We start from the raw sequence: 12848 nt of genomic DNA on the forward strand, positions 1-12848 counted from the left end.
TGAAGCCGCAAATAGTGACCCATAAGGTACACGAATATTATAAACAAAAGAGCCCTCACAACAAACGTTGGGAGGGCTCTTTAATATTAGGGTTGGCTAAACTTACAGTTTACCAATTTCCTGAACAAGGTCAATCAGTTTGTTTGAGTAACCCCATTCGTTATCGTACCAAGATACAACCTTCACAAATTTATCGTTAAGCGCGATACCTGCTTTTGCATCAAAAATTGATGTGCGTGCATCACCTTTAAAGTCTTCAGATACAACTTCATCTTCGGTGTAACCAAGTATGCCTTTAAGCTCGCCTTCTGAGGCTTCTTTCATTGCATTTTTAATATCCTCGTAAGTAGCAGAAGTTTTTAAACGTACAACCAAGTCAACTACAGAAACGTCAGCAACCGGAACACGGAATGACATACCTGTTAATTTGCCTTTTAATTGTGGCAACACTAAACCAACCGCTTTAGCAGCACCAGTTGATGAAGGGATGATGTTTTGGTAAGCACCACGGCCACCTCTCCAGTCTTTTGCAGACGGGCCATCTACTGTTTTTTGAGTAGCTGTAACCGCGTGTACGGTAGTCATCAAACCTTCTTCGATACCAAATTTATCATCCAATACTTTAGCGATAGGCGCTAAACAGTTGGTAGTACATGATGCATTTGAAACGATAGTTTGATCTGCTTTCAATAATTTATGATTAACACCCATTACAAAAGTAGGCGTGTCATCTTTTGCGGGTGCGCTCATAACCACTTTTTTAGCGCCGGCATCAATATGTTTTTGTGCTGTATCTATGGTTAAGAATAAACCGGTAGATTCGATAATAACTTCTGCACCTACTTCATTCCATTTAAGGTTTGCAGGGTCTTTTTCGGCAGTTACACGGATGGTTTTACCGTTTACTACCAAATGGCCGCCTTCTACAGCGATAGTGCCTTTGAACTGGCCGTGGGTTGAGTCATACTTCAACATGTAAGCCATGTAATCTGGCTCAACTAAATCGTTGATACCTACAACTTCAACATCTGGTCTTTCAATTGCGGCCCTAAAAGCTAAGCGACCGATACGGCCAAAGCCGTTGATTCCTATTTTCATGATTTTTAATTTTTATTAGAATAATACGTCAATAAATGGTTTATGGGTTCTTTTATTATATCCGTTACCGTTATCCCGGTACCCTCGGCAGCCTCATACAGGTATTCCTGAAAGTTGGCTGCTACCGATCCTGCAAAATGTACTGAAGCTCCCGGGTGCTGTTTATTCAGAGGTACCAGGTAAGTTTGTATCAGTTTGCTAAAGCCTGTAGTTATAACGTTTTTTATGTAAAGGTCTTGTTTGTTCTCCAGGAAAAAATCGCTGAACGAGCTCAGGAACAATGCCGGCTGTTTTTGGCGATATACTTTTTCCAGTAGGGTTTTACGGTCGGCATCGTACTTCTGCACAAACTTTTTGCGGATGTTTGCCGGCAGGGTCTCGTTCATAAAACCTTTTATGAGCTGCCTGCCCAGCCAGTTTCCGGATCCTTCGTCGGCCAATATATAGCCTAAACCGTAATTGTTTGGTTTTACCTTTTTGCCATCGTACCAGGCGGCGTTGCTTCCGCTTGCGCAGATGCTTACAATGCCCGGCGCATTGCGGCAGCAGGCTATGGCCGCGGCTTCAATATCGTGCCCAACGGTAATTTTGGCAAACTTAAAAAATGCCGCGAACGCGTTGTGCACCACCTGCTTCAACTCGTCAGACGAGGCGCCTGCACCAAAAAAATAAATCCGTTTTATTTCTTCGGCGTGGTGTATAAGGTTTATGTTTTTGTTGAAGAGTTGTACGATGTACTTTTCGTCGTTAAAATAGGGATTAATGGCATTGGTATTGAACGATGCAACCGTCCTTCCCTTGTAGGCTAATCGCCAGCCGGCATTGTTAGATCCACTATAAACAACTGCAATCATTAAATTGATAATATATCTGCCATTTGCATCAGGTCGTCTTCTAACTTAAACTGATGCTGGGTTAAGGCCTCTTCAAGGCTTGTTAATTTTATGTGATTGGCTTCAAGGCCAACCATTTTTTGTGTTTCGCCATTTATCATAGCGTTAACAGCGGCAAAGCCTAAACGGCTGCCCAGTATGCGGTCAAATGCCGATGGGCTACCCCCCCGTTGCAAGTGGCCTAATATAGTAACTTTTATATCGTAAAACTTGATTTGTTTTCTAACAACCTCGGCAAGGTCATAAGCGCCACCGCTCTTATCTCCCTCGGCCACAATTACAATACTCGATGATTTTTTGTTATACTGGCCGGCCTTTAAGTTCTCTATCAGGTTCTCTATAGCGGTATCGCGCTCGGGTAATAAAATAGCCTCTGCTCCGCATGAAATTCCGGCGCGCAGGGCAATAGCTCCAGAATCGCGGCCCATAACTTCGATAAAGAACAGGCGGTCGTGTGCGTCGGCAGTATCACGAATTTTGTCGATAGCTTCTATCACCGTATTAGTAGCGGTATCAAAACCTAAGGTGTAAGTAGAACCGTAAAGGTCATTATCTATAGTGCCGGGTACGCCAATAACGGCAATGTCCGGGTATTTTTTAGAGAAACGCAATGCACCGGTAAAAGTACCGTCGCCACCAATAACAACTATGCCATCGATGCCGTTAGCTTTAGCATTCTGATAAGCCAATTCCATACCTTCATCGGTACGAAAGGGTAAGCAACGTGCTGTTTTAAGTATAGTGCCACCAAGATTTAAGATATTACTTACCGAACGGGTGTTCATATCGTACATGTTATTGTCGATAAGGCCCTGGTAACCCTGGCGGATACCTGCAACCTGCAGGCCATTGTATATAGCGGTACGCACAACAGCTCTTATACAGGGGTTCATGCCTGGTGCATCGCCGCCCGAAGTAAGAACTGCTATTTTAGAAATTTTTTGCATTATTTACTTAGGTAAATTTGTAGGTGCGAATATAGTGTGTCAAATTTACACCATTAAATTTATTTATTTATTTTTACATTAAAAATTAAGCAATATATTTAAGCACAATTATAATTAAATACATTTCCCTTGGAAGTAAAGTTACCTACATTTAACTCAGTTTTTTCTATAGACTGTGTCATATTTGGTTTTGAAGCCGGTGAGCTGAAGATATTACTTATAGAACGTAACGAAGAGCCCTTTAAGGATTGGCTTGCGCTGCCCGGATATATTGTTGAGCAAGATGAGAGTATTGACGACGCCGCCGAGCGTATTTTATACGAACTAACCGGCCTGCGCGACCTGCACATGCAGCAGTTTCATACCTTTGGCGAAGTTAACCGCCACCCGCAAGGCCGCGTAATTACCGTTGCTTACTACGCGCTTATCCGTATTAACGGGCAAAAAGAAGTAAAACCTGTTACTCAATATGCTAAAACCGCGTTTTGGCACCCGGTAAACGAATTGCCTAAGCTGGCTTTTGACCACAGCGAAATCTTTGAAACTGGCTTTAACAAAATTCGACGCAGGCTTAATTATCAGCCTATCGCGTTTGAGTTATTGCCGGAGAAATTTACCCTAACCCAACTACAATCGCTTTACGAAGCAGTGCTTAACAAAAAGCTGGACAAGCGTAACTTTCGCAAGAAAATGCTGAGCTATGGATTTTTGAAAGAACTGGACGAGAAGCAAAAAGGCGTATCATACCGTGCCGCCAAACTCTACAAATTCGACAGAAGGAAATATACCAAGATCTTCCAGAACGATCTGAATTTGGATAAATAGTTTGCAGTTGCCGGTTGGCAGTTTGCAGTAAAAAAAGCCGGTAAGTTAATTACCGGCTTTCTTTTTGTTTTTTAAGCGTGCAAACTGCAAACTCAAAACTGCCTATAACTGGCTTGGCGCCAATTCTAAGTGGTATTTAACCAGGTTATCTATAGGTGAGCGGATAATGTTACCAACCGTCATTCCGTTTTCGGTACAAACCTCTTCCAACACATTACGGAAATTGTAACCAACAGATCCTATACAGTTGAAGGTGTATTTTTGATAATCAGGGTAGTGCACAACCAGGTTTTTAAAGAAATCTTCGAAAGATGTACGAACCAGGTTGCGTGAATATTCGATATTTACAATGTTGTCATAAACAAACTTGCTGAAACTTGCGCAGAAACGGTTTGCACGTGGTTGTGTGTAAACAATCTCGTTGATATCATCGGGAGTAAGTTTAAAGGTTTCCCAAAAGTTTTTACGCACAGCCTCCGGCATGTAACCACGCAGGTAATCAACCAATAGTTTTTTACCAATATGGCAACCGCTGCCTTCATCGCCAAGGATGTAAGCACCCGAGTCGATGTTATTGATCACTTCTTTACCATCGTAAAGGCAGGTGTTTGTACCTGTGCCTAAAATAGCGGCAAAGCCTTCGTTGTTGCCAAGCAAAGCTCGGGCAGCAGCAAGTAGGTCGTGGCCAATGTTGATTTTAGATTTTGTGAAAACTGCCGACATGGCATCCTCTACGATCTTTCGCATCTCGGGGGTAGAACAGCCTGCGCCGTAATAATTCACCTCTGTAATGTTGTCTTTCTCAAGATCGGTTGGCAGGCTCTCATTCAACGATTGAATGATGTACTCAGTGCCCGAAAAATAAGGGTTGTAACCCTCGGTGTTGAAATACACCTTTTTACCTTCTTCGGTAACCAAACACCAGTTTGTTTTGGTGGAGCCACCGTCAGCAATTATGATCATAAAATAAGTTTTAGAAAAAAAATTGGGTTAAAAGTATGATTAACTTATTGTAAAAAAAACACTTCCTAACTTTAAAAAGTAAAATGGTTGTAAAGCCTAAGTTAAATCTATGTATATGTGCACAATACTTAACTTTTTTACCAAAAAATAAATTATGGTAAACGGCCTTATTAATAAGTTAAATCATAAAAAAATACTTGTCAGTTTTACATATAAAGCACTGTGTTAATTGCACAACGCCGGTTTATAATTGAATGCAATTATATGTAATATTTAACAAAAAATAATGGGTGGTTTTTTTTGTGACGATAAATATATATAATAATGGAAACAGGTATAGTGCTACTTACCCGTCTTACATAAAACAATGCGTTGCGACCATTTGATTTTTGGCGTGGAGTAAATAGGTTTGGTTACAGTTTTTGTACCTAACTGCCATTGTTATGCAGTACATTGTTTAATAAGCGCTACCCTAAAGCCATTTACAGACAAGGAGTTATAAGATTTGATAAAGGAAGGCAGGATAACAACACACGCGTTGGTACAACCGGCCTGCTGCTGTATTGCGATGGTGTTTTTATGCAATTTTTAGAAGTATTAGAAGGCCCCTTGCACAAGGTTACAGGAGAATAGAGATAGATAAACGATATAGCTATGTGCTAAAAATTGCGGAGGGGGTAGCATGAAAAGGCGCATTTTCCCCGACTGGGCGATGGCGTTCGAACGCAGAAAGGATGTCGATTTTGCAAAAGTTAAGCCTTTATAAGCCCGCGCAATATTAATTATGATGCTAACGACCGCCTCGAACCTCGAAATAATGTTAAAGGCCTTTCTAAACAGCCGCAAACCATAAGGTGCTAAATTGAATTTAGCTATTGCCTTTCCCAACCATTTTTAGCATATTTGCACCGCGAAAAAAACGCGATGGTCCCATAGCTCAGCTGGATAGAGCAACAGATTTCTAATCTGTAGGTCATAGGTTCGAATCCTATTGGGATCACCTCTTGGGACAAGCGATAAAATTTATCACTTGTCCCATTTTTTTTGCCATATAACTCCTTGTTTATCAGGTAAATAAAACTGAATATCTCCCCAGTTTTAGCGGTTCGAACTTTCAAATCCTCAAATGTGAACTTTTCGGGGTATATCGAACCAATCAATTTCCGTTTTCCGTAATGGTCAGACTCACAGTATATTGTATTGATGCAGGTTAGCTTTAATAACGCTGCATCCAACGTTTTATCGACCTCGCTCACGCTCATCTGATTATCCCGCAGATCACTTATCTTACTTTCCAGCACCATGATCTCCCGATCTGCTTCCACTTTTACTGCCCGGAAATCCGAGGCTTCTATATCATCATTCAATAACAATTCCCTGGCCTTGGTTACCTTGTTGTTTAATGCGGTTATCCGGTCGATGTACTGCTTTCTGCTGCTGCCTGTAGTTTGATGTTCGTTCTTATAAACGTCCAGTATAACTGATTTAAACAGCTCTGCGGCATCAGGATTTAATACGTACTGTTTTAAATGCTCCTCGAAGATGCTGTTTGCTTCTTCTGCCCTTGTCCTATAACCGCAAGTGGAATTGCAATGGTAATAATGATAATGAGCGGTTCTACCTTTTGATGCGCTCCCTGTCAAAACCTTTCCGCATTTAGGGCAAGTAATAAAGCCTTTTAAAGCCAGCATATCCTGGGTCACTATCTTGGTCTTTAATCTTCTTTTACGGCCTTCCAGCACATCCTGAACCTCGTAAAAAACACTTGGTTTGATTAGTGGCTCATGTAAGCCGTCTACCATATAGCTTTCTTCTTCTTTCAGCTGAGGGATAACGATCTTACCGATGTAAACGGGGTTCCGTAAAGCATGCCAGAAGTTATTCTTGCTGCAAGGCAATCCTTTGGCCTTTGCCTGCCGGTAGATTTCCACTACGGTGTTTTGACCGATGCTTAACTCATCAAATGCCCATTGCAGCACCGATGCTGCCGGTTCATAGGGTACGATTGTTTTCCTGCCGCCATCTAAAGTCCGGTTCTTGTAACCTATGGGTGCAGTGGCCATGTAACGGCCTTCTTTCCTCGCCCTGCGCATCCCGTAGAAGACGTTCAAGGCCCGCCTGTCGTTCTCAATTTCAGGAGCTGGTAAATAGATCGCCAGCATCATTTTATTCTCGGGAACTTCCATATCGAGCGGCTGCTCGATAGCCTGCGGTTCTACACCCAACTTCTTGAGAGTGGCGATCATTTGGTAGGCATCAGGCGCGTTACGGCTAAATCGGTCCCATTTGGTGAATAGCACCAGGTTCGTCTTATTCTTCTGCTGGCGCAGGAAACCCAACAACTTTGTCCATTCCGGGCGGATGAACGTTTTGGCAGAATGATCCTCAAAAATGATCTTTCGTACCTGTATCTTGTTGATCTCACAGTATTTCAACAATACTTCTTCCTGGTTACGTTGTGAGTAACCTTTGTCAGCCTGTTCATCGGTGCTGACACGTATATATAAATCTGCTATTTTCATGTCTTAAAGTTCTGATTTACAAGTAATTTAGCTAAAAAATACATCATATCCAAGACTTCTTCCGCTTTTTTTTCATCAATATCGAGCCCTGATTTTTTCAGGATCTTTACCGCTTCAGTTGAAGTTATTTTCCGCTTTTCCTTTGTTGCTCTCTCCATTGCTTCCCGTTAAAAGGAACAATGATGGCGGATTTAGGATATGCGGTATGACAAGCTTTTCGGTACTACCGATTAATAAAGTTTGGTTACGGCCTTTTAACACAGGTAGCCATTACTCCGCTTAAACAACCGGGAGTGCTAAGCCGCTAAATTGTCAAGGGTGGCCGCCATACCCCAAAATAACAATCGCCATTTACATGCCCTTTACGATTTTGGGGCTGAGCTAACTTTGTGAGTGCGGTGTAATGCAACGATAGGGATTCATAGCAGCTTTCTTTATTAGTTTAGCTTATAATTTATAAGCTTGGGTTATAGGATTTGTCACTCTTTTCTTTTCAGCCAGCTTTCGGGGTTTGCAGGGGTAACGAGGTAGGAGTTACTCCTGCTTTCGCAGCGAGGCTGGCGGCGAATGAATATAGCGTGGATACGCGTGATGTAATAAGCCGCTTGCCGCAGCTGCATTACTCCAAAGAATAACTACAAAGTATTCATCGACAAATGTTTTTCATAAACTTGCTCTACCACGACCAATAGCCGTTTAATATAAGGCAATAGCGTAGCTACAGAATGATCGTCTATCTCGTAGCTGTCTTTATACCTCACATTGATGTAGGCATGTTTTAAAACATTAAAAAGTTGCAGGCCCTCCTGGTTGCCCAAATCAAAAACAGCTGCTATATCCTGCGTAAACATCCTTGTAATGTTCACTAATGTAGAGAGGTTATGGATGTTAGTCGTGTAACCGTTTACGACCCTGATAATGGCAATCAAAAAACATTCGGCGGCTTGTTCTAATGAGAAAAGTGCAGGCTTATCAGCTCCGATTGACAGGTAGTATTCCGCACCTTTCAAAAAACCTTTGCCCTGCTCCATCCACCGCTGCCAGATGAATAGTTCTTTTTCCCTTAAGCCGCGAGCCATTACTGTTACAGAAGGTAAAAGCAATTCACCTGAAAGGTAAATTACAGGACATCGTAAAGCATTGCTAAAAAACAAATTATCGCCACTGTATCTATTCAGTCTTGAAGGGCGATGCACTAAAGCGCTAACAGATGTGATTTGACGGCAGCTTTCCTCAATGGTGCTTGCTATGCATTGTAATTGCCTTTGCTCGTTATCATCGATTAACACCAAAAGAAAGATGCTTCCTTGTGCCACCGGCGGCTGGCCTAAATAGATGATCGCCTGAACAGAGGAAATTTTATGCTTAATTTTTGCCACAAGGCTGCTCATCGTTTCCTGCTGATGGCTTCCAATAGCTCTATTTAGATGGTAAAGGTTTACACCATTATTGTCTATTAGATTATCATCGCCCTGGCCAATAGAATCTTTAATTTGTAGTGAAGATACACCAGCAGATTGCTGATGGATTTGCCATGCCGCATTGTAAAGCTTTTGCAGGTTTTCATATACCCTGATTAAATCTTTTGTATCTATGAACTCATTGGCGGCATTAGCAGATAATCCAAATTCAAGCCATTGGTACAAGATCGCCCGGTAGGTTGAAAGGTTGTAATCTTCATAAACTTGTTTAAAGTCAAGGTAAGGATTGTCCGCTTTTTTAAAAAATGGGTAACTTTTGTCTTTTAGCAGATAAGCCGCTTCGAGCAGGCAAATATTTAGCTTGTAGAAATGAAGTAATTCAGAGGGGCTTCCCTTGTCACCCTTAAAGTATTGGTCTTCTAATATGCACTTACGCCATGTCTCCAACCTTTCCAGGTGGCCGGGCAAACCGTCCACATCGAAGAAATCAGCGAGTACAGTAAAAGGGTTGATTATTTCAGCAGGCTTAAGATTAAGGGTTTCATTACCGCTATTTTCATTGCATACCATGATTACAAGATTAAACAGGCCAGTATTAACCTGTCAATCAAAGTACGTGCATGATCTCACCGTACCGAACCATAGCAAATTGTATTTTACAATGGCACTGTTGTTTGTTACATTTACATTTTAAAATACATTTGACCTATGGCAGAAGCAACTATACATATCGGCAGAAAGATCAGTAAAATCCGGGAATTGCGCGGAATGAAGCAGGAAGCTCTTGCCGCTGAATTGGGTATCAGCCAACAGGCTATATCTAAAATTGAGCAAAGTGCTGAAGTAGAGGATAGTGCGTTAGAAAAGATAGCTAAAGTATTGGGGGTTATGCCGGATGCGATTAAGAATTTCAGCGAAGAAGCAGCTCTTAACTATTTTAATACATTCAATGATAACAGCACAGGTGCTTTTAATAATTTCAATTGTACATTTAATCCGATTGATAAGGTTGTGGAATTATATGAGCGTTTACTTGCCAGCGAACGTGAAAAAATCGAGCTGCTGAAAAAACGACAATAGATACTCCTGGTTCTATTATCTCTTTCGTCCTTTAGATACCTGTTTATGTGCGGTGGCGGCCTCCATGGCGTCAACTACCTCTGCGCACCAGTCAGGGATTTCTTCCGCTGTATGAATGGTTATTCCATTGGCAATATTTATCAGTACCTGCGGCTGTGTCTCTAATTGCGGTTTATTATTTATACCAGAAATGAGCATCACCCGGTCGAAACGATCTGCTATTTTAAGTAGATTTTTGGGGCCTTCTTCAAAATTGAACTTGATATTTTCTGTGTCTACAAAGTGCCCTTTTTGTTTTACCCGTAATGCTACCCTATCTATCGAAGTAGCTATATTAGGTAGAAGCATATAGATCAAACGCGTTTCGTAACCGGCCTGCTTGAATATTCCCACGCTACCAAGCAAATAATCAGTTTGCAGGTTTGTCTCCACGGTTAGGTGCAGCATTTTTCCAAGTGCTTTACCTTGAAAGTTGATGTATTCCTTAGTAAGTACAGACCCGATTGCATCATCCGAAATATCAGGATATTGCTTTTCTATTTTATATTTCTGTACGTCAGGGTCGAAGATTAACGCGCCAGGGCGCGAAAAAATCGCAGAAAACGTGCTTTTACCGGCACCATTCGGGCCCGCTACTACAGTGAAAATTGGCATTAACTATCGTTTATTAATCAAATGCTCTTTGCCGGTTTGTAAATCATATTGTACTACTTCCTGGCTGCCGTCTTTATACTGATGAACAAAAGTGTTTGGAGTTCCTGCGGGATAAGATAGATACAGCCCATTGTCCAGTGCATTTTTTACTACCTGTTGTGCAGGCGATGCCAAATATTGTGAAAACTGTGCAGGGCTCATTTCGAAAACATCCGGGTGGCTGAGATCATCCATTAGCTTATAAAGCTCACTGGCTTTATTAATGCCATATTTTAGTGTTTCCCATTCTTCTAACGGAAGGAACACGCCTCGTGGCTTTTTCCCATTATCAAGTATTACTTCCATATGAGTGTTTTTAGATAATAGTCAAATATAATCATAATTAACAAATGCTTTAACGTCTGTTCGTTCGTGCCTGCTTTTGTTTTCTACGATTCCGGCCCAGAATTGCCTCATCATCAATATCGTCACTTATTTGAATGCCGCCTGTAATATGCTGATCGAAATCCATATCAGCACCAGTATGGTCAATATCCAGATGACCCTCATTTGCTTTTGATTCATCAGTTCTACGCTCGATAGTTTCCTCTTTACCTCCGCTAAGGCCTGTTGGTCGTCCAGCGACAGTTGATGTATCTGGTGCAAGGTTTTCAGGAAGTCCGTCACCTCGTCGTTCATTACCGGCGGATGGTTGGGTTTCCCCGTATCTTGCTTTTGTTCTGTCGTTTGCAAGGCTAACCGCCTGGCTATCTCGGTCTTGCTCATAGTCGATATATTTGATCAGTTCCGCCCATTTAAAGCGGTTGCCTAATGCTTGTCCCTTGATCTTAAAGTCATTGATAAAATAAGTGATACCGCTAATCCTTCCGGTACTTGCCTGGTTAAATAAAAGGTAGATGCCACGCTTTTCACATTCTTCGATAAAGCGATGTAACGGTACGCCGTGGGTGCCTACTAATGGATTAAGTAAAGCCTGCAATACACTTTTATCAGATGGATGGCCTGTCCTGATCGACTTTTCAATTTCGTTTTTGGTTAATGAACGCTGGGTTGCCAGTACGGGCTTGCCATTTGTTACATGGTTACTGTGTCCTATTGCTTTGTTGTTACCTTGTTGCTTTGATCTGTTGGTATTAGTGTCTAATGATCTATTGTTAGGGTGATCTTTGGGTATATTGTTACTCCGTTCTGAGGATATGTTGGTATGGCTATACTTTGTTATACCGTTATGCTGATCAAATGGTATAAGGTTATATTGCTTTTCTAACCTGCGTAAAGTTGACTGGCTTTTATGATAGTTATTACTGTCGGATACCACTTTGCCGTCGTAGGTGATCCGGTTAACCAACAGGTGGACGTGAGGGTGGTCTGCATCATGGTGCCGCACGATCAGGTATTGGTTATCTTCATAACCCATTGCTTTCATATACGCCAAAGCCATATCCAGTAGGCATTCATTAGTTAATTTATCCGGGCGTTCTTCTTTGGAAAAATTAAGGCTGGTATGCCACACGTATTTGGATAATGCCGGGCGTAATTCCCGGATCAGTTCAACTTCCTTTTTAATCATACCCGGAGACAGAGAAGAAAAGCTGGTTGCCAATAGTTCGGCACGTTGCCTCATGTCAGGGTGATCCATTTTCTTTAAGTTATAGCCTAACGCGCCCATAAAGTTGGAACCGAACTTTTCAACTGCGACCATCTAACAAATGGCCAATGATAGATTGTTGTTGAACCAATAACCGGTTGAGCAGATCTAATAGTAACTGCGTGTGGCCTTTGTACATGAACCCGCTGTTGGCTCTACGGGCGAGCTGGTTAAGATTATTCCCAATACGGTTTAATTCTGCATAAAGCTGTAGGTCTGATTTCGGCATCAGCTGCCTGGGAAAGTTTCCTGTGAATAATTTATCCCTGACCATGACACCAATGGGTTTGCCACTGCTTTCGCTATACGCCTCCAGTTTTTTATGTTCCGTCTCCGTCAACCGGAAGACGATTACTTTTGACAGCTTATGTTCTTTATCTTTCCTCGGCCTACTCATTACTAAATGATTTAGGCCAAAGCTGCGGGATTGAGCAAGGTATAGTTGACAAGGTGTTAGGTAGTACCGATAAATAAATTACGGCAGAACACAAATTAAAGTGCTTCTATATGGAATGCTGAACCTGGTGAAGTATTTTCCAACCCGATGATAAGTGAAGCGAACCCATCGGCAAGTCGTTTTGGTATCACCAAAACATAACTTGCTTTGCCTTTGAAGGTTAGCATTTTACCGTATTTGCAATATTGTAAAATTGACTGTGATTGTTTAATTTTTAAAAAATAAAAACCTTGTCCATCAGCTTTCACAATCCAGTTAGACAATCCAATTTTCAAGGCAGACTTTATCACAGGACAAAAAACGCGTTGAATTTTTCATTTCAGCAAGGTGTCCTTAGGCC

15 protein-coding genes, 1 tRNA gene and 1 pseudogene are annotated in these 12848 nt (G+C 41.7%); 4 read left to right on the plus strand and 13 right to left on the minus strand.

All coding sequences use genetic code 11. From position 1 onward, the window contains the following. Nucleotides 1–102: 102 nt before the first annotated feature. From gap to pfkA, 3 genes are read right to left on the minus strand one after another with little or no spacing between them, the layout of a single operon-like run. Nucleotides 103–1098 (minus strand): type I glyceraldehyde-3-phosphate dehydrogenase, encoded by a 996-nt coding sequence (gap, locus tag ACVW0P_RS10995; RefSeq protein ID WP_354431191.1) that lies wholly within the window; start codon nt 1096–1098, stop codon nt 103–105. Between the two features lie 5 nt (nt 1099–1103). Beyond that, nucleotides 1104–1952, minus strand: coding sequence for a hypothetical protein (locus ACVW0P_RS11000; protein WP_457132132.1), 849 nt, complete (start codon nt 1950–1952; stop codon nt 1104–1106). Continuing rightward, a complete protein-coding gene (pfkA, locus tag ACVW0P_RS11005; RefSeq protein ID WP_354431189.1) occupies nt 1952–2938 on the minus strand; it encodes a 6-phosphofructokinase in 987 nt (328 codons plus the stop codon). The genes ACVW0P_RS11000 and pfkA overlap by 1 nt, the downstream gene beginning before the upstream one ends. Before the next feature lie 129 nt (nt 2939–3067). Between pfkA and ACVW0P_RS11010 the strand changes: the two genes are divergently transcribed. After that, the gene (locus tag ACVW0P_RS11010; protein WP_322231570.1) at nt 3068–3763 is read left to right on the plus strand and encodes an NUDIX hydrolase; all 696 of its coding nucleotides are present in this window, start codon (nt 3068–3070) and stop codon (nt 3761–3763) included. Nucleotides 3764–3865: 102 nt separating this feature from the next. Here the strand turns inward: ACVW0P_RS11010 and ACVW0P_RS11015 are convergent, their stop codons facing one another. After that, nucleotides 3866–4726: an N-acetylglucosamine kinase gene (locus ACVW0P_RS11015; RefSeq protein ID WP_354431188.1), complete on the minus strand. Its 861-nt coding sequence runs from the start codon at nt 4724–4726 to the stop codon at nt 3866–3868. Nucleotides 4727–5179: 453 nt separating this feature from the next. On the opposite strand from ACVW0P_RS11015, the gene ACVW0P_RS11020 reads away from it, so the two are divergent. Both ACVW0P_RS11020 and ACVW0P_RS11025 read left to right on the plus strand, forming a co-directional pair. Then, a complete protein-coding gene (locus ACVW0P_RS11020) occupies nt 5180–5359 on the plus strand; it encodes a BLUF domain-containing protein (RefSeq protein ID WP_457132231.1) in 180 nt (59 codons plus the stop codon). A 293-nt stretch (nt 5360–5652) separates the two neighbouring features. Continuing rightward, a tRNA-Arg gene (locus tag ACVW0P_RS11025) sits at nt 5653–5726 on the plus strand. Between the two features lie 523 nt (nt 5727–6249). Here the strand turns inward: ACVW0P_RS11025 and ACVW0P_RS11030 are convergent. From ACVW0P_RS11030 to ACVW0P_RS11045, 4 genes and pseudogenes are all read right to left on the minus strand, one after another. After that, nucleotides 6250–7248: pseudogene (locus ACVW0P_RS11030) on the minus strand (recombinase family protein); the annotation flags it as partial. Beyond that, nucleotides 7245–7406 (minus strand): hypothetical protein, encoded by a 162-nt coding sequence (locus tag ACVW0P_RS11035; protein ID WP_457132133.1) that lies wholly within the window; start codon nt 7404–7406, stop codon nt 7245–7247. The pseudogene ACVW0P_RS11030 and the gene ACVW0P_RS11035, both read right to left, overlap by 4 nt. A 321-nt stretch (nt 7407–7727) precedes the next feature. Next, nucleotides 7728–7868, minus strand: coding sequence for a hypothetical protein (locus ACVW0P_RS11040; RefSeq protein ID WP_457132134.1), 141 nt, complete (start codon nt 7866–7868; stop codon nt 7728–7730). 15 nt (nt 7869–7883) lie between these two features. After that, nucleotides 7884–9239 (minus strand): HEPN domain-containing protein, encoded by a 1356-nt coding sequence (locus ACVW0P_RS11045; RefSeq protein ID WP_457132135.1) that lies wholly within the window; start codon nt 9237–9239, stop codon nt 7884–7886. 138 nt (nt 9240–9377) lie between these two features. Here ACVW0P_RS11045 and ACVW0P_RS11050 point away from each other — a divergent pair, with 138 nt between their 5' ends. Next, nucleotides 9378–9749, plus strand: coding sequence for a helix-turn-helix domain-containing protein (locus ACVW0P_RS11050; RefSeq protein WP_457132136.1), 372 nt, complete (start codon nt 9378–9380; stop codon nt 9747–9749). A 15-nt stretch (nt 9750–9764) separates the two neighbouring features. Here the strand turns inward: ACVW0P_RS11050 and ACVW0P_RS11055 are convergent, their stop codons facing one another. The 5 genes from ACVW0P_RS11055 to ACVW0P_RS11075 form a co-directional block, all read right to left on the minus strand. Next, a complete protein-coding gene (locus tag ACVW0P_RS11055; protein WP_457132137.1) occupies nt 9765–10403 on the minus strand; it encodes a zeta toxin family protein in 639 nt (212 codons plus the stop codon). Between the two features lie 3 nt (nt 10404–10406). Further along, the gene (locus tag ACVW0P_RS11060) at nt 10407–10748 is read right to left on the minus strand and encodes a hypothetical protein (RefSeq protein ID WP_457132138.1); all 342 of its coding nucleotides are present in this window, start codon (nt 10746–10748) and stop codon (nt 10407–10409) included. A gap of 49 nt (nt 10749–10797) precedes the next feature. After that, entirely contained in the window at nt 10798–12105 is a 1308-nt protein-coding gene (locus ACVW0P_RS11065) for a relaxase/mobilization nuclease domain-containing protein (RefSeq protein ID WP_457132139.1), read from the minus strand. Then, on the minus strand, nt 12092–12448 hold the full coding sequence (locus ACVW0P_RS11070; RefSeq protein WP_457132140.1) for a plasmid mobilization protein: 357 nt from the start codon (nt 12446–12448) through the stop codon (nt 12092–12094). Before ACVW0P_RS11070 ends, ACVW0P_RS11065 begins: the two co-directional genes overlap by 14 nt. Nucleotides 12449–12543: 95 nt before the next feature. Further along, on the minus strand, nt 12544–12675 hold the full coding sequence (locus ACVW0P_RS11075) for a hypothetical protein (RefSeq protein ID WP_457132141.1): 132 nt from the start codon (nt 12673–12675) through the stop codon (nt 12544–12546). Nucleotides 12676–12848 lie beyond the last annotated feature (173 nt).

Source organism: Mucilaginibacter sp. UYNi724 (genome assembly GCF_054057495.1).

Coding starts and splice junctions, on each gene's coding strand:
- ACVW0P_RS11075 (WP_457132141.1), bottom strand. CDS start 12,675: ATGCTAACCTTCAAAGGCAAAGCAAGTTATGTTTTGGTGATACCAAAA.
- gap (WP_354431191.1), bottom strand. CDS start 1,098: ATGAAAATAGGAATCAACGGCTTTGGCCGTATCGGTCGCTTAGCTTTT.
- ACVW0P_RS11015 (WP_354431188.1), bottom strand. CDS start 4,726: ATGATCATAATTGCTGACGGTGGCTCCACCAAAACAAACTGGTGTTTG.
- ACVW0P_RS11000 (WP_457132132.1), bottom strand. CDS start 1,952: ATGATTGCAGTTGTTTATAGTGGATCTAACAATGCCGGCTGGCGATTA.
- ACVW0P_RS11045 (WP_457132135.1), bottom strand. CDS start 9,239: ATGGTATGCAATGAAAATAGCGGTAATGAAACCCTTAATCTTAAGCCT.
- ACVW0P_RS11065 (WP_457132139.1), bottom strand. CDS start 12,105: ATGGTCGCAGTTGAAAAGTTCGGTTCCAACTTTATGGGCGCGTTAGGC.
- ACVW0P_RS11035 (WP_457132133.1), bottom strand. CDS start 7,406: ATGGAGAGAGCAACAAAGGAAAAGCGGAAAATAACTTCAACTGAAGCG.
- pfkA (WP_354431189.1), bottom strand. CDS start 2,938: ATGCAAAAAATTTCTAAAATAGCAGTTCTTACTTCGGGCGGCGATGCA.
- ACVW0P_RS11040 (WP_457132134.1), bottom strand. CDS start 7,868: ATGCAGCTGCGGCAAGCGGCTTATTACATCACGCGTATCCACGCTATA.
- ACVW0P_RS11050 (WP_457132136.1), top strand. CDS start 9,378: ATGGCAGAAGCAACTATACATATCGGCAGAAAGATCAGTAAAATCCGG.
- ACVW0P_RS11070 (WP_457132140.1), bottom strand. CDS start 12,448: ATGAGTAGGCCGAGGAAAGATAAAGAACATAAGCTGTCAAAAGTAATC.
- ACVW0P_RS11060 (WP_457132138.1), bottom strand. CDS start 10,748: ATGGAAGTAATACTTGATAATGGGAAAAAGCCACGAGGCGTGTTCCTT.
- ACVW0P_RS11055 (WP_457132137.1), bottom strand. CDS start 10,403: ATGCCAATTTTCACTGTAGTAGCGGGCCCGAATGGTGCCGGTAAAAGC.